The following is a 22511-nucleotide window of genomic DNA, read 5'->3' as shown; positions in this document are numbered from 1 at the left end:
AATATTGAGCTCTTTTCTTTAAGACTCATGGTTTAGTGACTTACTGAAGGTGTATACCCATGGAAAGTAGAATGTCGTCCAGTTCATTTTGATACTGGTGTGAGGTTCGCACAATTTCATCCAGCTCATTCTGAGGCAAAGACGAACCGAAAATCAGAAAGCAACGCCACTGGTTTTCTGGCTTGCTGAGCTGCGAGAGAAAGTGTTCGTAACTCAATTCGCCTTCTTCATAGACCAGATAGTAGGTGAGCAGAGTAGTCAGGCGGGGCAAACAGGCCTTTTGGGCGAGTTCAGACTTTGCCAACAAGGTGGTTAAGCGCTCTTTAAGTTCTCGACGAATTTCGTTGAGTGAGTCATCAATGATATCAGCCATAGCGTTTCTCCAAGCAATGTGGTGGTTACACAGTTGGTTAAAGTTTTCAGCCCCCAAGGGCACCTACGATACATATCTCATCAAAAACACAGCGCCTTACCGTTTGGTTTTTGTTGGCCTTGGTTCACTCATCAGGCCAAGTATCAACGATATGGTCGCCACCAGTAATACAATAGTGAATGGAAACCCTGTGGTTACAGCCATGGCTTGCGCCGCGGCTAATCCTCCCCCGAGTAGCAGTGCAATCGCGACTAACCCTTCGAATGTACACCAGAATACGCGCTGCGGTGTCGGAGCATCCACTTTACCACCTGCAGAAATCGTGTCGATGACCAAAGAACCGGAGTCTGACGACGTAATAAAAAACACAATTACCAGCACAATACCCACGAACGAAGTAATGGACGTCAGCGGCATGACTGCCAGCATTTCAAACAGTTTGAGCGGCAGATCGGCGTTTTTCACCGCTTCATAGCCATCATTAATAAATTGACTGATCGCCGTTCCACCAAAAGCAGTCATCCAAAAAATGCACACGGTGGAAGGAATGAGTAAGACGCAAACAATAAACTCGCGAACGGTTCTGCCACGAGACACTCGCGCGATAAACATGCCGACAAATGGTGACCAGGAAATCCACCACGCCCAGTAAAACGCCGTCCAGCCTTGTGAATAGTTGATGTCTTCGCGTTCAAATGGCATCGACAGAGCCGGAATATGTTCTACGTAAGACGCGATGTTTTCAAAGAAGCCACTCAGAATGCCGACCGTTGGTCCGGCTATGACAATAAATAGCAGCAGTATAGCCGCCAAAGCCATGTTGACTTCAGACAGCAGTTTTACGCCGCCGTCTAACCCGGCGACGACCGAAAATAGCGCGCAGGCGGTAATAACAATGATAAGCACAATTTGCGTCGTGTCGGTCAGCGGAATACCAAAAAGGAAATTCAATCCGGTTGCTGCTTGAGACGCACCGTAACCGAGAGAAGTGGCGAGGCCGAATACGGTGGCAACCACGGCAAGAATATCTATGACATTGCCTGTCCAGCCCCAGATTCGTTCGCCAAAAATGGGATAGAACACCGAACGCATCGTCAGGCCTTTGTTAAACGAGAAAATCGCTAAGCCTAGTGCCAGTAGTGCGTAAATTGCCCAAGGATGTAAAGCCCAGTGATAGATGGTTGCAGCCATGCCGAGTGAGCGGGCCGCTTCTGTATCACCGATGGATCCGCCTAGCGGCGCCCAGTCGGTACGCACGCCATTGTCGACAATCGGTCCTGCCAGTGACGAGCTGAAATGCGACATAGGCTCGGACACACCAAAGAACACCAAACCAATCCCCATACCTGCTGCGAACAGCATCGCGAGCCAGCTCGCATAGGAATAATCCGGGGTCGCATGCGTGCCGCCAATGCGCACTCTGCCGAGCGGTGAAATGGCTAAGCCTATGCAGACGATGACGAAGAAATCGCCGGAGAGCAGGAAAAACCAATCGAGATGGGATGTCAACCAGGCTCGTAGATGGACAAACAGAGGCTCGACTTGATCCCGGAATATCAGCGTGGCGAAAACGAAAGTCACAACAGCCAGACCAGAGACCGCAAACACGCGGTTATGAATGTCCAGACCGAAAGGTCCGATGGATAACACCACATTGTCTTGTCCTACCGTGTAATCCGTATCGATAGGATTTGCTTTTCCGCTTGGGCGTGGAACACCGCCATTATCATCATTGTCCATCTTTCATTCCGTCCATTGTGAGTCAACAAAGTTCGCCGTGAGTGATGATTCGCGGTTAGTTACACTATAGCCGTGATTTTTGTCTCTTCCTTCAATCTTTGTACTGACTTTGCACAAATTGTCTTTTTTCTGAACCAGATAGGCGTTGTGAAAAAGAAAAGTGCTGTCGCTTCGCTTTGTTATATAGGCCATCGAACATGCCGTTCTCAAGCGGCCAGTGTTCCCAAGTTATGTTGAAATTGAACTAAACGGCGTTTGATTTTATCCCTCAGAGCTTTGTGGGCTGGATTTTTTAATTCGCGTCGATGGTAAACCAGATGATAGGGGATGTACGCGGTGTTGATTGGGCATTCCAACACTTGAAGATTGAGCGTTTTAGCCCATTTTTTCGCAAAAGAGTGTGAAATGACGCCGAGTGAATCAGACTAATCCCATGTCGGTAAACTTGATAAAGGCTTGGATGAAGCGAAAGCGAAAGGCTGGCCAGTTGTCGATATGAAAACTGACTGGAAGGTGATTTATCCTAACTAAGGTTTTAGAGAATCCCTAAAACGGTGAAAGCCCGATGTTGGTAGCATCGGGCTTTCGAATTTCTAGATTCTCGGATGGTAAGGCCGATTGTCTTATGTATGCAAAAGGTTGGATTTAATCCAACTAATTCCTTGGTAGGGAATTAGATACGGATGAAGTCCATGTGCTCAACTTTTGGCTTGAACGCGTGACGTTGAACGTCTTGTGGCTTAACCTTAACTTCAGCGCCATCGATCACAAGAACGATTGCTTCGTAGAATTCAGGTTTGTCCATCTGGTTCACGATGTCATCGTGGTTCAGAGTGATTGATACTGGCGCAGCTTCACCACCGTAAACGATAGCAGGGAAGTTGCCAGTGTTACGTAGGCGGCGGCTCGCACCTTTACCTAGCTCAGTACGTACTACTGCTTCAAATTTCATGGTATTTACTCTCAAATTAGTAAATTAGTAACGTCACAGCAACAATGCGACCTTGTCGCCGTGGTAAAGTTTCGATGTCAACGATGAGTTAGCATCAAAACGAGCGCGGATACTATCATTCAAATACGATTCGAGCAATAGAAAAACAGGGTTCTAACGGCTGTTGGGCCTGAATTTCACCACTGTTTGGCGGATTAACCATCAATCCTGCGCAAAGATGTCAAAATACGTGATTCTAAACGAGGATGCTGCCCCGCTTCGGGCGGTGTTATTCGACTGTCCAAAAAGCTAAAGAGCGGGTTGTTTTAACTTGAGCACCGCTTTTAAACCGCCCAGCTGGCTGCGCGAAAGCGAGAGTTTCCCCTGATAGCTGTGCGACATCTCACTGACGATATTGAGGCCAAGCCCGGTACCCGGTTGAGTTTCATCCAACCGAACTCCGCGTTTGACGGCGTTGTCTAAGTCTTCATCTTTGATTCCTGGACCATCGTCTTCAACACAGATTTCGACCCATTTCTTGTCAATCACTCGGCTGTGGACCCGAATCAGGGAATTGGCCCACTTATAACTGTTTTCCAACAGGTTACCGATCATTTCATCAAAGTCGGTGGTGTCGACGGCGACTTCCAGCTCAGAATCAAGTTCGTTTACCAAGACAATTTCACGCTCGGCATACACTTTATCAAAAGCCATTGAAATGGCGTCGACACGTTCGCTGGGGTTTGCTTTTACCGCCAGAATGTTTGCAGAACCTGCCATTCGCGCGCGCCCGAGGTGGTAGTCAATTTGCTTTTGAATTTGATCAATGGGCAGTTGCAGCTTTTCACGCTGATCAGGCGGCAGCGTTTCTATCTCGTTTTTCAGGACGGAAAGTGGCGTTTTCAACGCATGCGACAGGTTACCGGCATGGTTGCGAGCTCTTTCTAAAAGCTCCTGATAGTGAAACAACAACGCATTGAGGTCGTTCACCAACGGTGAAATCTCTTTTGGATAAGCTTCGTCCAATCCCGATTGTTCGCCTTTTCGTAGGGCGACCAGCTCTTTTTGCATTTTGCCCAGTGGCCACAGCGACCAGGAAATTTGAGCGGCAATCAGCACCAGTACACCGACAAACAACAAACCGAGGATGACCCAAAGTTGGCTGACCACCTGTTTGAGGGTATCCATGATGGGCGCTTCATCGACACCGACAAAAATCGTGATTGGGTTTGAGAACTCCGGCAGATAGACGGTGCGGGTGAGGATCACTAAGGGTTCATCTTTTGCACCCAGGTAGGTCGTCTTGAGGCCATGCTCATGTTTGGTCAGCGATTTGTCCCACAACGAACGAGAACGCAATTCCTGATCGCCGACGCTGGCTGTCCAGTAAAGCCCGCTATAGGGTTGGTAAAAGCGTGGATCGGATAAGCGGATGGCAAGGCTCAGGCCGCCGCGGTCGTTGGCCTCAAGGTTGGCGGTGATTTCATCCATGGAAAGTCGAAGCTGGTTCTGAACGTCAGACACCAAATACTCTTTTACCAGACTTGGAATGATATAGCCTGCTGCGAGAATCATCGCGCCGAGCCATAAGGTCGCCGCCAATAACAGACGACTTTTCAGACTGAGGCGTTTGAACGGCGACTCTCTATTCGGCATACAACTGATACCCTAAACCACGGACGGTTTTAATGATGTTCGGTGCGATTTTCTTGCGGATTCGGCCGATGAAAACCTCAATGGTATTTGAGTCGCGATCAAAATCTTGCTTGTAAATGTGCTCAACCAGCTCAGTGCGGGAAATGACTTTCTCTGGGTTATGCATAAAATAGGCGACCACTTTATATTCCAACGCGGTGAGGTTGACGGCTTGTCCGCGCCACATCACTTTCGATGTGCGAGTATCCAGACTTAAATCGCCAATTTGCATTACGGGTGAAGCGTTCCCTGAAGCGCGGCGCAGTTGTGCGCGAATGCGGGCGATGAGTTCCACCATTTCAAACGGTTTGGTAAGGTAATCGTCGGCGCCTGCGTTTAGACCTTCAACGCGCTGAGTTAAGGTATCGCGCGCACTGAGAATCACCACTGGCGTGTTGATGTTTTCATCTCGAATGCCTTTGAGAACGGTTAACCCGTCTAACTTAGGTAAACCAAGGTCGAGCACGATCACATCCCACTCTTCAGACGTTGCGCGGTAAAGAGCATCAATCCCATCCTGCGATAATTCGGGTACCCAGCCAGTTTGCTCTAGTGACTCAATGATCTGTTCACCCAAACGCGCGTCGTCTTCCACTACCAGTATTTTCATGATGTTTCTCTATTTTTTGATGACATCGAGGACGTTACGTCCACGAATAGACATTAGCTCAAGGGTGGTGGCGTTGTATTCCACACGAATCACTTTATTGTCATAAACCAGTTTGAGTTCGTAGATCCATTCATCGTCATCCTCATCCAGTTCGACTTTAATCACGCGGCCATTTAACTGCTTATCAATGGTGGCGTAGAGTTCGGAAAAAGGGCGAATTTTACCCTGACGAACCGCTTCATACACTTCGTCCTGATCTTCATCGATTTTAACGTGGGCGCCTTCTTTATAGGCGTCTTGAATCAGTTCGTGCGAGGCATCGTGGTCAGCGAGTGCTGGCAGAGAGAGGCTACTGAAAAGAGCAAGACATGCGAATGCTTTCATGTGTTGATTCAACATATTAGCTACCTGTTAAGTCACATGCCGTCAGTATATAAAAATGAAAATGAATAGAAAGTGAATCAACCACTTTGCGCAGATTAACTCAGTTCATCCTCAAAGATTTTGTCGCGCATTTTCCAGAAGCGACCGACTTTGCGGGCTATTACGAACTGGGGCGGGCGGAAGCGATGTTGATTATTCACCACTTTGCTTGGCGATGCTTCATCAAACGGACGATGTTTGTCGGCCAGATGAGGGCGCACAAAGCGCTCTTTGAACGTGGCTTTTTGTTTCGCTGTCGTCAAAGACCAGAACTCGTGCACCTGTGCGTTGTTGTCACCGCGATAGGTCACTTTGAGCTGGGATTTGCCTTTGTCATCTTTCAATACCGACAGATCCATGTCGAGGCACTCAAACACCAGCGCGTCTTTCAGATTGAGTGCTTCTTTGAGCTTTTTGTCCGGGTCGACCAGCGTCGCATCGCATTCATGACAAATTCGTGCGGCGATGTCGTTGTCTGCACCGCACTCGCCGCAGTATTTGGCGCGAAAGCGGTACCCACAGTGTTCGCGTTCGCCAGTCTCTTCATCAGTAAAGTAGCCCTGACAGCGGCGGCCGTAGTGTTCTATCAAAAAACCGTTACTGTCGAGCTTGCCCCAAAAGTTATTGTTAAAGCCGCAGGCCGGGCAGGGGATGGTGATGATTTCGCTGTCGGAATCCGGCTTGGGGTCGCCTACCTCCGGCTGATACAGATCGTAGGTGTTCCCCGCATAGTCGAGCACCAAACATTCGGTTTTCCCCGGAGAAAGGCGCAGGCCACGGCCAACAATTTGTTGATACAAGCTGACCGATTCCGTCGGGCGCAAAATAGCAATCAGATCGACGTGCGGTGCGTCAAAACCAGTGGTCAGTACGGATACGTTAACCAGAAACTTCAAATCACGCTGCTTAAAGCGCTGAATAATGGCGTCACGTTCCGGTGACGGCGTATCACCAATCACGATGTCGGATTCGCCTTGTGGCAGTAAGCCCAATATTTCCTGTGCATGGCGCACGGTAGCGGCAAACACCATCACGCCCTGTTTATCGGCGGCGAGCTGAATGATCTGCTGAACAATCTGCGGTGTCGCGCGTTTCGATTGTTCAATCACCAAATCCATTTCAGATTCTTTGTAGCGACCGGTGTTGGCAGGCTTGAGCTGCGAAAAGTCGTAACTCAGCACGGGGGCGTCGATAAGGCGCGCTGGAGTAAGGAATCCTTCATCCAACAGGTAGCGGATCGGTAGTTCAAAGATACAATCGCGGAAAAAACGTGGCTCTTCGCTGCGCACCAGACCACGGGTGTGATACTGATAAATCCAACCCATTCCCAATCGATATGGCGTAGCAGTCAGACCTAATACTTTCATTCCCGGATTGAGTTCCAGCAGGTGAGTGATGACTTTTTGATAGCTGCTGCTTTTGTCATCCGGCACGCGGTGACATTCGTCGATGACCAGCAATGAAAACTGGTTTTTGAATGCGTCGAGGTTGCGAACGACCGACTGCACCGAAGCAAACACCACTTGCTGATCGGTTTCTTTGCGGCCAAGGCCTGCCGAGAAGATGGCACCTATGAGGCCATAACCTTCGTATTTCGCGTGGTTTTGCTCGACCAGTTCTTTAACGTGTGCCAGCACAAGAACTCGACCTTTTGCCAGGCGCGCTAATTCGGCGATCACCAAACTTTTGCCCGCGCCTGTGGGAAGCACGATGACGGCAGGAGTGGAGTGTTGGCGGAAGTAGTGGATGACCGCTTTGACGGAATCTGCTTGATAAGGACGAAGTGTGTACATGCTGGCCGGCGATAATTTCTGTGAAATAGCTCAACTATTTAGTGTCAGCTCGCTATAATACCCGACTTGAAGCAGATGAGGTATTCATGCGTTTAGATAAATTCTTGTGTGATGCGCTGGGCAGCACGCGAAAAGAAGCCACTCAGATTCTGAAAAGTGGTGATGTTACCGTCGATGGTAAGGTTCAGAAAAGCGGTTCAGTACAAGTGACGGACGACTCCGTGGTGGTATGGCAGGATCGTGAGCTTTCGCTGACAGGGCCGCGCTACATTATGTTGTATAAGCCGGAAGGATTTGTCTGCTCACATGAAGACGGTTTTAATCACACGGCGTTTGTTTTGCTCGATGAAGTGAATATGCGAGGCCTGCATTTTGCCGGGCGTCTGGACGTGGATACCACGGGGCTGGTGCTGATCACCGATGATGGACAGTGGTCACATCGAATTACGTCACCAAAACACAAGTGCGACAAAACCTATCGCGTTTGGCTGGCTGATCCTGTGCAGGCTGATTACGCCGAGAAACTGGCGAATGGAATTGAGCTGCGTAACGAACGTGAAATGACTCTGCCAGCGCAAATGGAACTGGTGAATGCGGACGAAAATGAAGTACTGCTGACCATTCACGAAGGTAAATACCATCAGGTGAAACGTATGTTTGCCGCGCTGGGCAATAAAGTTGTGGGTCTGCACCGTGAGCGTGTCGGTGACATCGTATTGGATGAGGCCTTGGAACCGGGCGAATACCGCTATCTGACCGAAGAAGAAGTGGCGTCTATCTGGAAGTAATTGACGACTCTGTCAGGAAATAAAATGTAATTTAGGAAATAGTTTGTTTCCTAATAAGAACTAGAAGTTTGCGCGTATTTCCCTAATCTGTGGCGCGTTTACTAAACTATCCTAAGTGCGGCACCTTGTTGTCGCACTTCGTATTTATATCAGAGCGGAGATTTATGACCTCTAATACTGCATCCCCCCAACACGATGCTTCGAAGATCGGTTTTCTGTTGTTTGTGGTTCTTGGCGCGATAGGTGCGTTAACCCCTTTAGCGATCGACATGTATCTGCCAGCGATGCCAGCGATCGCCCGAGATCTCGGTGCCAGTGCTGGTGCGGTTCAAATTACGCTGACGGCTTATACCGCCGGTTTTGCTATCGGCCAACTTTTGCATGGTCCTTTAGCTGATAGCTACGGACGTCGTCCTGTCATGCTGTGCGGTGTCTTCCTGTTTGCGGTGGCTTCAATGGTCAGCGCGACGACCAATGGTATTGATGCTTTAACCACCGTTCGTGCGGCGCAAGGTTTTGCCGGTGCGGCGGCGGCGGTTGTCATTCAGGCCGTGGTGCGTGATATGTTCGATCGAGAAGATTTTGCGCGAGCAATGTCGTTTGTGACTCTGGTGGTGACGTTGGCTCCACTGGTTGCCCCGATGATTGGTGGGCATTTGGCGGTGTGGTTCGGTTGGCGTTCCATTTTCTGGGCGTTGGCGATTTTCTCTGCGCTCGTGATTGCCATGGTGTTCTGGAAAATTCCGGAAACATTGTCGGCAGACAACCGTCAACCTCTGCATTTCAGAAGTACCATTAAAAACTACCTTCAGCTGTGTCGCAACGGTGAGGCGATGGGGCTGATCTTCTCGGGCGCGTTTTCATTTGCTGGTATGTTTGCATTCCTAACCGCAGGTTCGTTTGTCTATATCGATCTGTATGGTGTGACACCGAATGAGTTTGGTTACCTGTTTGGCCTGAACATTGTCGCGATGATCGCCATGACGAGCTTAAATGGCCGCTTCGTGAAGAAAGTTGGTTCGCATGCGATGCTACGTTTCGGTCTGTTCATTCAGTTATTGGCCGGTATTGGCCTGTTTGTCGGCTGGATGCTGGATGCTGGTCTGTGGGGCACGGTGCCTTTTGTCGTGCTGTTTGTCGGCACAATCTCAACCATTGGTAGTAACTCGATGGGTTTGCTGCTGAGTGGCTACCCTCGTATGGCGGGGACAGCATCGTCACTGGCGGGTACACTGCGTTTTGGTACCGGATCTGTGATTGGCGCTGTGGTTGCCGCAATGCCAAGCGGCGTTGCGTGGCCAATGATTTTCGTTATGGCCGGATGTTCGGTATTATCGGTCGGTTTTTATTGGACCTTAGGAAGAAAAGCGTAGTGTCAGACTATTACTTGGAAATTCAGAATGTCGTGAATTCGGCATTGGCAGAGTTAGACGCTGAACATCGTTCAGGCAAACTGGTGAACGCACCAGTGGCCAACAATCATTTTTTAGTGCATTGGGTTACCAAGGCGTTGAAAAGCCAACGTTTTCATCGCTGTGTGGTCGATGACTTAACGCGCTGGCAGAAAGCGGGCCGTTCAAAAGGCAATCAGTCGGAATTGCTGTTTACCTTTAAACGCATCTCTGGCTATTACGCGTCGTTTTTTAGCAGTGAACGTGACAACACCATCACTGATAAAAAAGTTGAGCAGTTTCTCGATAGCATGGAGCAGGACGGATGGGAAATCTCGACGTCTGAGCCGTTAGTCGATTGCGGTAAAGTGCAGATCTTTACTGACGGTCAGAACTCACTGGCACTGTGTTCCGTGCAATGTGAATCGTGCTTTGACGGTGAGTTGCTGGTTAAACCGATGAGCTGGTTTGTGCGCGGTTTCCATGCCGGATTTGTCGAGAAAGCTGCGGCAGCCGGATTTATGCTTCACAAGCGTACCGATTACAAATCGAACGTCAAATATCATGGTGAGTACCTGATTTACCCAGGCAACATGGGACAGCAGGTGGCAGAAATTCCGCTGTCGTTCAAAGCGGACTGATCGCTGGCAGTGAAATCGTATTGATAAGGCTCTGCTGTTCAGAGCCTTTTTTGTTGCGCCTTTTTCACGATGGCTTTCACCATACCGTTAAAGATGAACAGATGGGCGGGCATCATGGCGAACCAATACAACAAGCCAAGGAATCCCTGCGGGTGCCACCATGCGGTTACATTCAGCTCGCGTCTGCCTTCAATTTCCTTAATCGTAAATTCCAGGCGGCCAAGCCCCGGGCCTTTCATACCAAAGAACAGTGACAAAAAACGATTGGGTTCGCTACGGATGACTTTCCACGAGTCAATGAAATCACCCACTTGCAGCTCTGGACCCGGCGGGCTGCGACGAACGGGTTTGCCGCCGCCAAAGAATAGATCGAGCCATTCACGGGTGCGCCATAGTACATTGGCAAAGAAGTAACCTTCTTCACGGCTGCCGATGGTGCGGATGACGGCCCACAACTGCTGCGAGCTAACCTCGGTGGTGATGGTTGCGCCCGCCTGTTTAGGATAATAGCCAAACCCCGGCTGCCAACGATTCAGTGCGCCCGGATCAAAGCCCCAGACTTCACTGCGTACAAAGGTGCCTTCTTGCTCAATAGAGTGTTTCGCCGCGTCAAAGTAGCGGATTAACGGTTGCGGATAGCGTTGCTGAATCTCACTCGAGTTGGCTACATAGTCATGCTCTAACCCTGCCAGAAGTGCGCGGCCAATGCTCGAAGGCACCGACGTGACTAAACCAAGCCAATACGAAGCCATACGTGGAGTCAGCAGGGAAGTAGACCACAAACGAAAGGGTTTACCTGCCAATTCGCAAATCACGCGAAACTGATCACGATAGGTAAGGGTATCGGGTCCTCCCGCTTCAAACAGTTGATGGCCCGTGGGAGATTCCTGTGCCAGTTTAAGCAAATAGTGATTGAGGTTCGCCAGCGCAATCGGATTGGCTTTGGAATCAACCCATTTCGGCGCGATCAATACGGGAAGGTTGTAGACGAAATCGCGCATGATTTCAAAAGCAGCTGAGCCGGGACCGATGATCACACCCGCACGCAGTTCAGTGACCGGAACCTTGGATTGACGCAGAATATCACCGGTTTCACGTCGGGCTTTGAGGTGCTCGGAGTTACCGGTTTGTGGTTGAAGCGCACTTAGATAAATAACGTGCTGAACCTGACTTTGATCGAGCGCGTTTTTAAAGTGGTGGGCGAGGGAGAGTTCGTAATCAACAAAGTCGTGCCCCTGAGCCATGCCATGGACCAGAAAAAATACCAGATCAAACTGTGGTACCAGCGTCAGTGTAGCGGCTTCATCCGCCAAGTCGAGGGGAGTGATGGTCAGATTCGGGTGAGGCGCGGTGCGCATAGTGAGGTAGTCAGTATGGCGCGATGCCGCCGTGACCTCGTAACCTTCATCAAGGAGTTGTGGAAGCAATTGAGAACCAACGTAGCCAGAGGCTCCCAGTACTAGAACTTTCTTCATTCGTCGTCCCTTGAATGGAGTGGTGTGATTATGCGCATACGCGTATAATAGCTGCTCACTTTTCCCCTTGCTATCAAACTCTTGCCTTTGAGGTGGTCTGTTGTCTGTTGTCTCTCAAGTTTTACATTACACAAAGGGTGATTTTCTCCGCCGCCTAGTCGCGATTGCGCTGCCTATCAGTCTGCAAAGTATCATGTTTTCCAGCCGTGGTCTGGTGGATGTGTTGATGTTAGGCCAACTTGGGGAAGCCGAAATTGCGGCGGTGGGTGTTGCGGCTCGCGCTACCTTCGTGACCACTATTATGTTAGTCGGGGTCACGACGGGCGGTGCGCTACTTACCGCGCAGTACTGGGGAGCCGCCAATAAACAAGGGGTTCGGGAAAGCACCGCACTGACCTGGCTGGTGTCGATGTTCTTTGCCATGTTCACGGTGGCGCTGTTTCTGTTCTTCCCAACGCAGATCATGGGGCTGACAACTGATTCAGCACGGGTCAACGAGTTGGGTACAGAGTATCTGGTGATTACTTCATTCAGTATGTTCGCGGTTGCCTGTGTGAGCAGTATGGCTGTGGGGCTGCGTGCGATGCACAAACCAGGCATCAGCACTTTCTTCAGTGGCATCGGCATTTTATCGAACGTATTTCTCAACTGGATTCTGATCTTCGGTAAGTTCGGCTTTCCGGCGATGGGAATTCAAGGGGCAGCGATTGCGACTCTGCTCAGTGGTTTTATTGAAGTTGTGACACTTTATGGCTATCTGTACGGCAAGCATCATCTGCTGGCATTCCATCTGGGTGATATGCGCGCGGTTCTGGTTTGGCACACTATCGCACGTTTTCTGAAGTTGTCTCTGCCGACCACATTTAACTTCCTGAGTTGGGCCGGAGGGCTGTTTGCTTACCACGCGATCATGGGGCAAACCGGTGTGCAGGGGCTCGCGGCACTGTCGGTGATGACGCCGGTGGAGTCCATCTCACTCAGCCTGTTGATCGGTATGTCTAATGCGGCCGCAGTGCTGGTCGGGAACCAGCTGGGCGCGAAAAATTACGATGCGGTCTATTATCAGGCCATTGGCATTACGATATTGAGCTTTGTGGTCGGCATTGTTGTGGCGATGCTGCTGTTTGTGATACAGATTCCGATCCTGAACTCGTTTAGTGCTCTAACGGTTGAAACCCGCGAACTGGCAGAGAAATTCATCATGATTCTGAGTCTGGGTATCGTGTTGCGTTCGATCCCAATGACGGTGATCGTCGGGGTACTGCGTGCGGGCGGGGATGTGAAATTCTGCCTTGGACAGGACATGATTGCCCAGTGGCTAATCGGTATTCCACTGGCGGCTTTCGCAGCAATTTACCTGAATGTGAAACCAGAGTGGATTTATCTGCTGTTTTTGACCGAAGAAGTCGTCAAATGGTTTGGCTCTTCCTGGCGCATGAAGAGCAAGATGTGGATGCGGAATTTGATCGAAAACTAGACGTAAGGCGGTTTAATAATGCATTTAGGTGCATATTTTGTGATCTAATATCCAAAATACTTCCTACTGAAAGGGAATTAGTGTAGATTCTCAGTCCAATTTGAAACGACAGTGAGTGATTTGATGTTACAACTGAAAGACCTGTCCAAAGGCTATGTGGATGGTGATGAATTCCACCCTGTTTTACAGGGGGCGCAGTTGACGTTAAATCGTGGCGATCAGTTAGCATTGATGGGAGAAAGTGGCTCGGGTAAGAGTACACTGCTCAATTTGATTGCGGGGCTGGATACTGTCGATTCTGGTGAAATCTGGTTCCCCGATTTCGCGATGCACAATAACGCTGAACACAAACGTACCGCGTTTCGTCGCAATAATATTGGTCATATCTTTCAACAGTTTAACCTGTTACCAACGCTGAATATCGCAGACAATATTCGTTTTTGCCGCCAACTTAAAGGCTTACCGGAAGATCCGGGCTTGTGGCGTCAGATTTTGTCAGCGCTGGATTTAATGCCGCTGCTTGGACGTTATCCGGAAGAAGTCTCCGGTGGTCAGCAGCAACGCGCAGCGATCGCCCGCGCTCTGTATATGGAGCCAACGTTGCTGCTCGCCGATGAACCGACAGGTAGCCTGGATGAGCGTAATGCAGAAGCAGTGATGCGTTTGCTGACGACGTTGGCAAGGCAACTGGATTGCACTCTGTTGCTGGTGACGCACAGTGAAAAAGTGGCGCAACACATGGAAGGTTGCATTCGTCTCCAGGGAGGACAACTTCATGTTATGGCCCGTAGTTAAAGCACTACTTGGGCATTACCGTCGCTACCCACTGCAAATTTTCTTAGTTTGGCTGGGCCTTACGCTCAGTGTCTCCTTATTAGTTGGTGTAACCGCGATTAACCAGCATGCTCGTCAAAGCTATGAGCATGGTGAAAAACTATTCTCAAATCCTCTTCCGTATCGCATTCGAACCAAACACATCGCCAACAAAATCCCACAGGGCTTTTATGTCCAGTTGCGCCGTGATGGCTTTAACCAGTGTGCTCCTTTCGATAGCTACCGTCTGACAACAAAATCCGGCGCTGACATGACCTTGCTTGGCATCGACCCCGTGGCGATGCTGCCTCTGGGCAATGGCAAAACCCTCAGCGAAATGCATACGCTAACCTTGATGTCACCGCCGTATCCGATCATGGTCAGTCAGGATTTTGCGTCGATTCAGGGCTGGTCTGATGGCGACTTTATTGAATTGGACGATGGCGCCAAGCTGGGCCCGGTACTGATTGACAATGACAACCTGATCAACGGCACGCGAGTGATTGCCGATTTGTCGTTGGTTCGCATGCTGAAAAAGAGCTCGGGTTTATCGGTGATTGCGTGCAGCGAGATGCCCGCTGAGAAGCTTGAAGCCCTAAAGAATGCATTACCCAATGGCATGACGCTGGTTCGCAGCAGCCGCTCTGAACTGGAATCGTTAACCAATGCCTTCCACATGAACCTGACGGCGATGGCGATGCTGTCGTTTTTGGTTGGGTTATTCATCTTCTATCAGGCGATGTCGTTGTCACTGATTCAGCGCCAGCCACTGGTCGGCATACTGCGTCAGACCGGTGTTTCTGGCTGGCAACTGGCTAAAGCGCTGTCTCTTGAGCTGTTAGGTCTGGTGATTTTAAGCTGGTTGTGCGGCAATGCGTTTGGTCTGATTCTGGCAAATAAGTTGATTCCTTCGGTATCGGCCAGTTTAGCCAATCTCTATGACGCGAATGTTGGCCTTTCAATTAGTTGGGATTGGTCATGGAGCAGCTACAGTCTGTTTCTGGCCACGTTTGGGGCTTTTGCCTCATGTGCCTGGCCACTCATTCGTTTGCTTAAATCTCAGCCGATCCGCCTGACGACACGTCTGTCACTGGTACGCTTTGCCGGATCGGAATTTACTCTGCAAGCGCTGGTAGCATGCGGCCTGTTTATCGCGGCACTGGCGGTTTATCAGGCGCCAAAATCCCAGTCTTCCGGTTTTGCAATTATTGCCTTGATGCTGTTGAGTGTGGCACTGATTACGCCGTTCCTTATCTGGAAAGTGTTTAACAGTTTTTCGTACACGCTGCGCTGGGTCAAAGTTCGCTGGTTCTTTGCGGATGCGGCCGCGAGCATGAGTTATCGTGGTGTTGCGACTATGGCCTTTATGCTGGCTATGGCGGCCAATATCGGCGTCGAAACCATGGTTGGCAGCTTCCGTGACACCACAGAGAAATGGTTGACGCAGCGACTGGCTGCTGACGTGTATCTCTATCCAACCAACAGCTCGGCATCAAGAATGAGTGATTGGCTGGTCAAACAACCGGAAGTCAAAGATGTTTGGTGGCGTTGGGAAAAAGATTTCTCTACCGACAAAGGTGTACTGCAAGTCGTCAGTACTGGCGCTTCGGATGGTGAACTTGATTCACTGACCGTCAAGCTGGGCGTACCGAACTATTGGTACCATTTACATCATTCACGTGGGGTGATGATCAGCGAGTCAATGGCCATTAAACTGGGAATTCGCCCCGGTGACTATATTGATCTCTCGATGCCTCTGGGGCAGGGCTGGCTGGTGGTTGGCGTCTACTACGACTACGGAAACCCTTACAATCAGGTGCTGATGTCTCATCGCAACTGGCTGTATGCCTTTGCCGGAACGGGCAACGTTGCACTGGCCGTCAAACTGAAAGAAGGTATTCATGGTGAAGGGTTGAAAAAACGTCTGGATACCGTTTTCCGTTTGGATTCTGAACGTGTGTTCGACAACACGGGTATTCACAATCAGGCGATGCGCGTTTTTGACCGTACCTTTGCGATTGCTGGTACGCTGGGCAATATCACTCTCTTGATTGCAGTGTGCGGCATTTTCTTCGCCACGCTGGCTGGTGAAGTTTCTCGCCAACGACATATCTCTTTGCTGCGTTGCTTGGGGGTGTCTGGTAAAGAGTTGGTAGTGATTGGTGCGTTGCAGCTGTTTGTGTTTGGTGCCATCACGCTCATGATCGCGATGCCGCTCGGAATTGCTTTGGCAAAACTGGTGGTGGACGTAGTGATTCGGCAATCATTTGGTTGGACAATTGAACTGCAATTGATCCCTGCCGCCTATGCACATACGGCTTTGTGGTCGATGTTTGCGCTGATCATCGCAGGAGCACTGCCCGTTATTCGTTTGGTTAGGCAGCCAGCAATGAAGTCGTTAAGGGATGCGCTGTAATGATGACGATGAAAAAAGGGATGAGGTTAATTCTGGCGACGCTGTTTTTTGCGTTAGTCTTTTCTCTCGTTGGCTACTTGATGCGTGAGATTTATCTGTCGACGCAGTTACAATCGAGCAGCGATGAAATTCATGCGGCGTTGTCTTCACAGCAACATCAGGTTTATGAACCAGTTCTGCCCAATAAAGCGGTGATTCTGCCAGACGATTTCGCTTTCCACCCACAATTTCAGCATGAATGGTGGCACTTCTTTGCCAATGTGAAGGATGCCAGCGGTCAGCAATATGGTGTTCAGTGGAGCTATTTCCGCATTGCCAATGATGATCGAAACACCATTGGCTGGCAAAGCCCGCAACTGTATTTGTCGCATACCGTCATTTCCACTCGCGACCACGTTTGGCGAGAGCAACGAATGGCTCGCGGTGGCATAGGTCAGGCTGGTATGAGTAATCAACCGTTTCGTCTTTGGATTGATAACTGGGACTGGCGATCATTAGGTAACGGACCGTTACCCGGATTGTTAAGTGTGGTCACTGACTCATTTGGTGTGTCGTTGCAAATGACGGCGTCCGGGCCTTATGTGCTGCCCGGCGACAAGGGTTATCAAACCAAACACGATCTGTTACCGGTTGCTTCATACAATGTGCAGGCACCGTTTATTCAGGTGCGTGGCGAGCTGCAGCTCAGTAAAAACTCAGCGCCAGTGAAAGTTGAAGGCTCTGCCTGGGTCAGTAAAGAGTGGGGCAGTGGCCTGTTGGCGGAAGGTCAGCAGGGCTGGGACTGGTTTGTTCTCAAGCTTGACAAGCAGACTACGCTGACGGTTAGCCGTTATCGTCATGCGCAGCAGTTGCCTTATGTGTTTGGCACTCTGGCAACCAATGACGGCAAAGTGATGTCACTGCGCGAATCGGATATCAACATTACACCTGTTCATCTGACGTCCTTAGCCAACGGTAAGATGGTTCCGTTGCAGTGGCATATTTCCATTCCGAGTAAAAACATTAACCTCACGACCAGTGTTTTAAATCAACATCTCTGGTTGCCTTTTGCCCTGCCGTACTGGGAGGGGCCTATCTATACCGTTGGTTCGCATAATGCGGAAGGTTTTATGCAGTTGACCGGCTATTAGTTTTTACTAACTGACAGATATTAAACGGGAATCGCTTAGCGGTTCCCGTTTTTGTTATGCATGTTTTACCAAATATTGTGTTTTATTTCCTATACTTATGGTTTGGTTAATGGTGAAAGAAATTACGTGGTGAATTGCTGAATACTTCGGATATTCCGAGTTAAAGGTTCATTACAAGCGATTTTTCAACCATTCTGCGAGTGGCTACACTCTTTCGTATTCTTCTGTTTATCGTTAACTAACATAATTATAAGGGCGATTGAATGACTGACATGATTCGCGACTTCTTCAAGCTGGAGTCGGCTGGGGGGATTCTTCTGGTGATCGCAGCCGCGATTGCTATGACTATTGCTAACTCACCATTAAACGAAATTTATCAGGGCGCACTGCACAGCTATGTGTTTGGCATGTCTGTATCTCACTGGATCAACGATGGTTTGATGGCGGTGTTCTTCCTGTTGATTGGCTTGGAAGTAAAGCGTGAGCTATTAGAAGGCGCACTTAAGTCGCGTGAAACGGCGATCTTCCCGGCGATCGCGGCCGTGGGCGGTATGTTGGCTCCGGCACTGATTTATGTACTGTTCAACTCTGGTGATGCGGAAGCAATTCAGGGGTGGGCGATTCCGGCGGCAACCGATATTGCGTTTGCCTTGGGTATCATGGCGCTATTGGGTAAGCGTGTTCCGGTGAGCCTGAAAGTGTTCTTGCTGGCACTGGCGATTATTGATGACTTGGGTGTAGTGGTAATTATCGCCTTGTTCTACACCAGTGATTTATCGACGATTGCTCTGACCGTTGGCTTCATCATGACCGCTGTCCTGTTCATGCTGAACGCCAAACACGTCACCAAACTCAGTGCGTATCTGATTGTGGGTTTGATTCTGTGGGTGGCGGTGTTGAAATCGGGCGTACACGCAACACTGGCGGGTGTGGTGATTGGCTTTGCGATCCCACTAAAAGGTAACAAAGGCGAACACTCGCCGCTGAAGCACCTGGAACATGCACTTCATCCATATGTTGCGTTCGGTATTCTGCCATTGTTTGCCTTCGCTAACGCGGGTATCTCACTGGAAGGTGTATCGTTCTCTAGCTTGGCGTCAACCTTACCATTGGGTGTCGCGTTGGGTCTGTTAATTGGTAAGCCACTGGGTATTTTCAGCTTCAGTGTGATAGCGGTGAAAGCCGGGGTAGCAAAGCTACCAGAAGGTATTAACTTCAAGCATATCTTCGCGGTGTCTGTCCTGTGTGGTATCGGTTTTACCATGTCTATCTTCATCTCTTCACTGGCGTTTGGCAGTGCGAATGTTGATTACGATACCTATGCACGACTGGGTATCCTGATGGGTTCTACTACCGCGGCGATATTGGGTTATGTGTTGTTAAGGCTGTCGCTGCCGAAAGTCGCCAAGTAACCTGCTGCAATTTTAATAAACAAAGGCCCCAGAATGGGGCCTTTTTCTTTAGAGCCATCAGGAAGTTTACTTTTTCAGTGTCGAGAAGATGGTCCACTCTTCGACGACTTTTTCTTTAAGGCCAACCACCGTGGCCGTCACACGTCGGTTCACGGCGTGTGCAGAGTTGCTATCGCCATTATCGATCAGGCGAGTTTCGCCATAACCCACAATGCGAACACGTTTGGGTGAAATGCCATAAGAGAGCAGTTTCTTCTCAACGGCTTCAGCCCGCTTTTGTGACAGCTCCTGATTGTATTCATTAGTACCCACTTTACTGGTGTAGCCCTGAATCTCAATTGAAGCACTCTGATAGGTTTTCAAAAATTCAGCCATCGACTGAATCTGGTCTGCGAAAACTGGGTTAATTTCATAGGAGTCGTTTGCGAACAAGATGTGCAACTGGCGCTTCGCAGAATTGCGCACCACTTCGCCACAACCATCATTGTCAATTTCAGCGCCCTCTGGCGTACCCGGGCAGATGTCTCGGGCATTGACCACTCCATCATTGTCGTCGTCTTGCAAGTCGGCAATCTGATCAGCTTTAGGCGTTTCGATGTAATCATATTGGTCACTCGCCACCGCAGAGTAGGACATCAAACTCATCAAAAGGGAGAGTGAATATAGTTTCATTTTCATATCAGTACTCCACTTTCTTCGTCCATTCTTCAGGAACATCAACCAATAGCGCATCAATCAGTACCCCAATCGCGTTCATGACTCGGTACTTGGCATACTGTTCGGCGTAGTTGGCATCCAGATAATCTTTACGCGCTTCGAATAGCTCATTTTCGGTGTTGAGCAAATCAAGCAGGGTACGTTGACCAATGCGGTATTGCTTTTCGTAGGCAATAACGGTTTGTGATGCAGAGTCTACGTGGTCAGCAAGGAAGTTTTTCTGTTGCAAGGTCAAATCCAAAGCACTCCACGATAAACGCAGACTTTCTTCGATTTCGCGATACGCGTTGTCACGGAGATCTTTGGCTTTGTTTAGCTGATAAGCGGCACTTTCAGTGCGATCGCTGTCGCTGCCACCATTGTACAGATTGTATTTCAGGCGCAGCATTGCCACGGTTTCGCTGGCACTGCCTTCGTCACCACCGGCATCATCCCGCCAGGTTTGTCGTGCTTCTAAAGATAGCGTCGGGTAGTTCGGGCCTTTGGATTGTTTGTATTGAAAACGGGCTGAGTCGACATCCGCTGAAGCAATCTTAATCACGGGGTGATTATCGAATGCGTCCACTAAAGCATCGGTCAGAGAGAGCGGAATTTTAGACACATCCGCACGCGGGTAGAGCAGACCCAACGGTTCCTGACCTACCAGACGACGGAACTGAGTGTGGGTATCAAACAAATTGTTTTGCGCTGCAAGTAAGTTGCCCTGAGCTTTGGCGATCCGCGCCTCAACTTGCGTTAAGTCTGCGGTTGACCCCACACCGGAATCTACGCGCTTTTTGATGTCGCGGTAGATTTTTTTATGTACGGCGAGGTTGCTCTCTGACAGCGCCAGAACTTCCTTGGCTTTGACGGCATTCAGATACACTTTGGTGACTTCCAAAGCAAGGTTGGAAGCATCGTCCAGAAGTTGTAAGCGAACGGATTCTGCGTCGGCCGCTGTACGATCCATATCGTTCAGCGTAGCGTTACCGTCCCATAAAAGTTGATTAAGAATGATGCTGGCTTCTTTTCTGGTCAGATCGGTGTCGTCATTACCCGTTGAATCAGCCGGACGAATACCCTCGTAACCGATGCCGGCATCTAAATCGATCGTTGGCAGATACGCACCGCCCGCGGCGTCACTGTCTTTGACATTGCTAACGAATTGGTTGTAGCTCGCTTTGATTTGAGGATTGTTTGCTAAAGCAAGTGCGACAGCCTGTTCCAGAGTTTGAGCTGACGCTTGAAAAGGTAATAACAACAAACATCCTGCTAGAAGTGGAATGTTCCGTTTCACAGGGTGGCTCCTATGGTTTTTTAATGATCTGTTGCTTCAGGCGCGTCCTCCGAAAAGAGGATGGATGGAGCATTCACAGGCAAACATAAGTTTATTGACAGCTTAGTTGATAAATCATCAATGTGAGAGATTAGTTCAAAAAAGTGCTAATGATTAATTTCCTTACTTATTGATACCTTAGTGAATTTTTGAGTCGCTACTCTAGATATTGATTTGATTGTCAATATCAGGATCACTAGTTTTAAAGCATGAGAATAGGCGAAATGGGTGTTGGGTTCAGTGGGAGTCCAACGCCTCTTCGTATGTATATAAGGACATACGCTCATGGACACTCGCACTCTGACCCCCTTTATGTTAGCTAACGTCACGCTTGTCATTGACCGCAATGGCCAATTCAGAGAACAAGCCGCAGGCACCCCTTTAAGACCGGGAGAAGTGGTTGTACAGGTTAGTGATGATGCATCACCTCAGGTGACAGCGGAACTGGTCAATCCCGGCAATGCTGCACCAACTAATCTCGATGGTGAAATTGCACAAATTTTGCAACAAATTCAACAAGGTGCTGACCCGACGCAAAACCCTGAACTCGCCACTGCTGCCGGAGGACAAAATGGTTCAAGTCCTACAGCGACAGGAAGCGTTGATCGTACGGGTGACGAAGTTTTGGCAGCCACCAATTTCGAAACTCAAGGTCTACAAGGCTTGGGTCTGTCGTCAACTCAAAGTTTAGCGTTGACTGATTTTGTTGCAGAAATCGCGGTGGTAGATACGCCACCTGCATTTAATCCGAATGACCCAGAAAACGTAAATGGTCCACGCTACAGCTTCTCCTATGATGAAAATCGTAGTGATGGCGATGTCATCGGCGTCGTGCAGGCAACTGATGCAGAGGGGGAGAGTGTTACTTACGCCATCACGACTAATGTATTTGATTCAAATGGCAATACACTGTTCGAAATTGATGAAGTCACTGGTGAAATTAGTTTGACCCCCGCTGGGGTCGTTGCGTTTTCGAATGATTTTGAGCAAGCCCCAAATGTACACGACATCATTGTTACGGCAACTGAGGTTGATGGTCTTGGAGTTCAGAATTCTACCAGCATTTTAGTTGAGCTGAGTGAGCTGAATCTGGATGAGTTTGGCCCGGTATTCGATCCGAATGACCCGGATAATGAAGACGGCCCCCGTTATGTGTTCTCGTATGATGAGAACAGCAGCGATGAGTATGTGATTGGTACGGTGTCGGCCACCGATGGTGACGGCGAGGCAGTGACGTATTCCATTACCACCAACGTGTACAACGATGCCAATGAAGCCTTGTTTGAGATCGACGCAGTCAGCGGTGCGATCAGTCTGACGGCGGCGGGCGTCACCGCGTTCTCAAACGATTACGAAACCGCCCCCAATGTG

Annotated in this window: 18 protein-coding genes and 3 pseudogenes; 10 read left to right on the top strand and 11 right to left on the bottom strand. The window is 49.5% G+C overall.

Annotation, left to right across the window (positions count from 1 at the left end; genetic code table 11):
- Window positions 1-40: 40 nt before the first annotated feature.
- From JIG40_RS02855 to JIG40_RS22820, 3 genes and pseudogenes are all read right to left on the bottom strand, one after another.
- On the bottom strand, window positions 41-373 hold the full coding sequence (locus JIG40_RS02855) for a hypothetical protein (protein ID WP_020330330.1): 333 nt from the start codon (window positions 371-373) through the stop codon (window positions 41-43).
- Between the two features lie 96 nt (window positions 374-469).
- Entirely contained in the window at window positions 470-2113 is a 1644-nt protein-coding gene (locus JIG40_RS02850; protein ID WP_199464723.1) for a BCCT family transporter, read from the bottom strand.
- Between the two features lie 206 nt (window positions 2114-2319).
- Window positions 2320-2538 (bottom strand): annotated as a pseudogene (locus JIG40_RS22820) (hypothetical protein); the annotation flags it as partial.
- A 4-nt stretch (window positions 2539-2542) separates the two neighbouring features.
- Here JIG40_RS22820 and JIG40_RS22815 point away from each other — a divergent pair.
- Window positions 2543-2644, top strand: a pseudogene (locus tag JIG40_RS22815) (haloacid dehalogenase-like hydrolase); the annotation flags it as partial.
- Between the two features lie 142 nt (window positions 2645-2786).
- Here the strand turns inward: JIG40_RS22815 and rplY are convergent.
- The 5 genes from rplY to JIG40_RS02825 all read right to left on the bottom strand — a co-directional run bounded on the left by rplY (window position 2787) and on the right by JIG40_RS02825 (window position 7565).
- Window positions 2787-3065: a 50S ribosomal protein L25 gene (gene rplY, locus JIG40_RS02845; protein ID WP_004725590.1), complete on the bottom strand. Its 279-nt coding sequence runs from the start codon at window positions 3063-3065 to the stop codon at window positions 2787-2789.
- A gap of 288 nt (window positions 3066-3353) precedes the next feature.
- Window positions 3354-4700 carry an ATP-binding protein gene (locus JIG40_RS02840; protein WP_020428608.1) on the bottom strand — a complete coding sequence of 449 codons (1347 nt, stop codon included), beginning with the start codon at window positions 4698-4700 and terminating at the stop codon, window positions 3354-3356.
- Window positions 4690-5349 carry a response regulator transcription factor gene (locus JIG40_RS02835; protein ID WP_020330333.1) on the bottom strand — a complete coding sequence of 220 codons (660 nt, stop codon included), beginning with the start codon at window positions 5347-5349 and terminating at the stop codon, window positions 4690-4692. Before JIG40_RS02835 ends, JIG40_RS02840 begins: the two co-directional genes overlap by 11 nt.
- A gap of 9 nt (window positions 5350-5358) precedes the next feature.
- A complete protein-coding gene (locus tag JIG40_RS02830; protein ID WP_020330334.1) occupies window positions 5359-5748 on the bottom strand; it encodes a PepSY domain-containing protein in 390 nt (129 codons plus the stop codon).
- An 80-nt stretch (window positions 5749-5828) separates the two neighbouring features.
- Window positions 5829-7565 (bottom strand): DEAD/DEAH box helicase, encoded by a 1737-nt coding sequence (locus JIG40_RS02825; RefSeq protein ID WP_143683241.1) that lies wholly within the window; start codon window positions 7563-7565, stop codon window positions 5829-5831.
- An 86-nt stretch (window positions 7566-7651) separates the two neighbouring features.
- On the opposite strand from JIG40_RS02825, the gene rsuA reads away from it, so the two are divergent.
- From rsuA to JIG40_RS02810, 3 genes are all read left to right on the top strand, one after another.
- Window positions 7652-8353 carry a 16S rRNA pseudouridine(516) synthase RsuA gene (gene rsuA / locus JIG40_RS02820; protein WP_020330336.1) on the top strand — a complete coding sequence of 234 codons (702 nt, stop codon included), beginning with the start codon at window positions 7652-7654 and terminating at the stop codon, window positions 8351-8353.
- Between the two features lie 164 nt (window positions 8354-8517).
- Window positions 8518-9726: a Bcr/CflA family multidrug efflux MFS transporter gene (locus tag JIG40_RS02815; protein ID WP_020330337.1), complete on the top strand. Its 1209-nt coding sequence runs from the start codon at window positions 8518-8520 to the stop codon at window positions 9724-9726.
- Window positions 9726-10385: a DUF2913 family protein gene (locus JIG40_RS02810; protein ID WP_020428605.1), complete on the top strand. Its 660-nt coding sequence runs from the start codon at window positions 9726-9728 to the stop codon at window positions 10383-10385. The genes JIG40_RS02815 and JIG40_RS02810 overlap by 1 nt, the downstream gene beginning before the upstream one ends.
- Before the next feature lie 38 nt (window positions 10386-10423).
- On the opposite strand, the gene JIG40_RS02805 is transcribed toward JIG40_RS02810, so the two are convergent.
- Entirely contained in the window at window positions 10424-11860 is a 1437-nt protein-coding gene (locus tag JIG40_RS02805; protein WP_143683242.1) for a DUF2867 domain-containing protein, read from the bottom strand.
- A gap of 100 nt (window positions 11861-11960) precedes the next feature.
- Between JIG40_RS02805 and JIG40_RS02800 the strand changes: the two genes are divergently transcribed.
- From JIG40_RS02800 to nhaA, 5 genes are all read left to right on the top strand, one after another.
- The gene (locus JIG40_RS02800) at window positions 11961-13337 is read left to right on the top strand and encodes an MATE family efflux transporter (protein WP_020428601.1); all 1377 of its coding nucleotides are present in this window, start codon (window positions 11961-11963) and stop codon (window positions 13335-13337) included.
- A 123-nt stretch (window positions 13338-13460) separates the two neighbouring features.
- A complete protein-coding gene (locus tag JIG40_RS02795; protein ID WP_020330341.1) occupies window positions 13461-14132 on the top strand; it encodes an ABC transporter ATP-binding protein in 672 nt (223 codons plus the stop codon).
- On the top strand, window positions 14113-16566 hold the full coding sequence (locus JIG40_RS02790) for an FtsX-like permease family protein (RefSeq protein WP_020330342.1): 2454 nt from the start codon (window positions 14113-14115) through the stop codon (window positions 16564-16566). Before JIG40_RS02795 ends, JIG40_RS02790 begins: the two co-directional genes overlap by 20 nt.
- A gap of 80 nt (window positions 16567-16646) precedes the next feature.
- Window positions 16647-17696, top strand: a complete 1050-nt coding sequence (locus tag JIG40_RS02785) for a lipocalin-like domain-containing protein (RefSeq protein WP_225869443.1) — start codon at window positions 16647-16649, stop codon at window positions 17694-17696.
- Between the two features lie 263 nt (window positions 17697-17959).
- Window positions 17960-19108, top strand: a complete 1149-nt coding sequence (gene nhaA / locus JIG40_RS02780) for a Na+/H+ antiporter NhaA (RefSeq protein WP_020330345.1) — start codon at window positions 17960-17962, stop codon at window positions 19106-19108.
- 66 nt (window positions 19109-19174) lie between these two features.
- Here nhaA and JIG40_RS02775 read toward each other — a convergent pair whose 3' ends face one another.
- On the bottom strand, window positions 19175-19786 hold the full coding sequence (locus tag JIG40_RS02775) for an OmpA family protein (RefSeq protein WP_020330347.1): 612 nt from the start codon (window positions 19784-19786) through the stop codon (window positions 19175-19177).
- 1 nt (window position 19787) lies between these two features.
- Window positions 19788-21065, bottom strand: coding sequence for a TolC family outer membrane protein (locus JIG40_RS02770; protein ID WP_020330348.1), 1278 nt, complete (start codon window positions 21063-21065; stop codon window positions 19788-19790).
- Window positions 21066-21425: 360 nt separating this feature from the next.
- Here JIG40_RS02770 and JIG40_RS02765 point away from each other — a divergent pair.
- Window positions 21426-22511: pseudogene (locus JIG40_RS02765) on the top strand (cadherin repeat domain-containing protein); the annotation flags it as partial.

This window comes from Vibrio sp. bablab_jr001 (assembly GCF_016464285.1).
Taxonomy (GTDB): domain Bacteria; phylum Pseudomonadota; class Gammaproteobacteria; order Enterobacterales; family Vibrionaceae; genus Vibrio; species Vibrio fluvialis.
The sequence above is the reverse complement of the archived record's forward strand: the minus strand, read 5'-3'. Positions and strand labels throughout refer to the sequence as shown.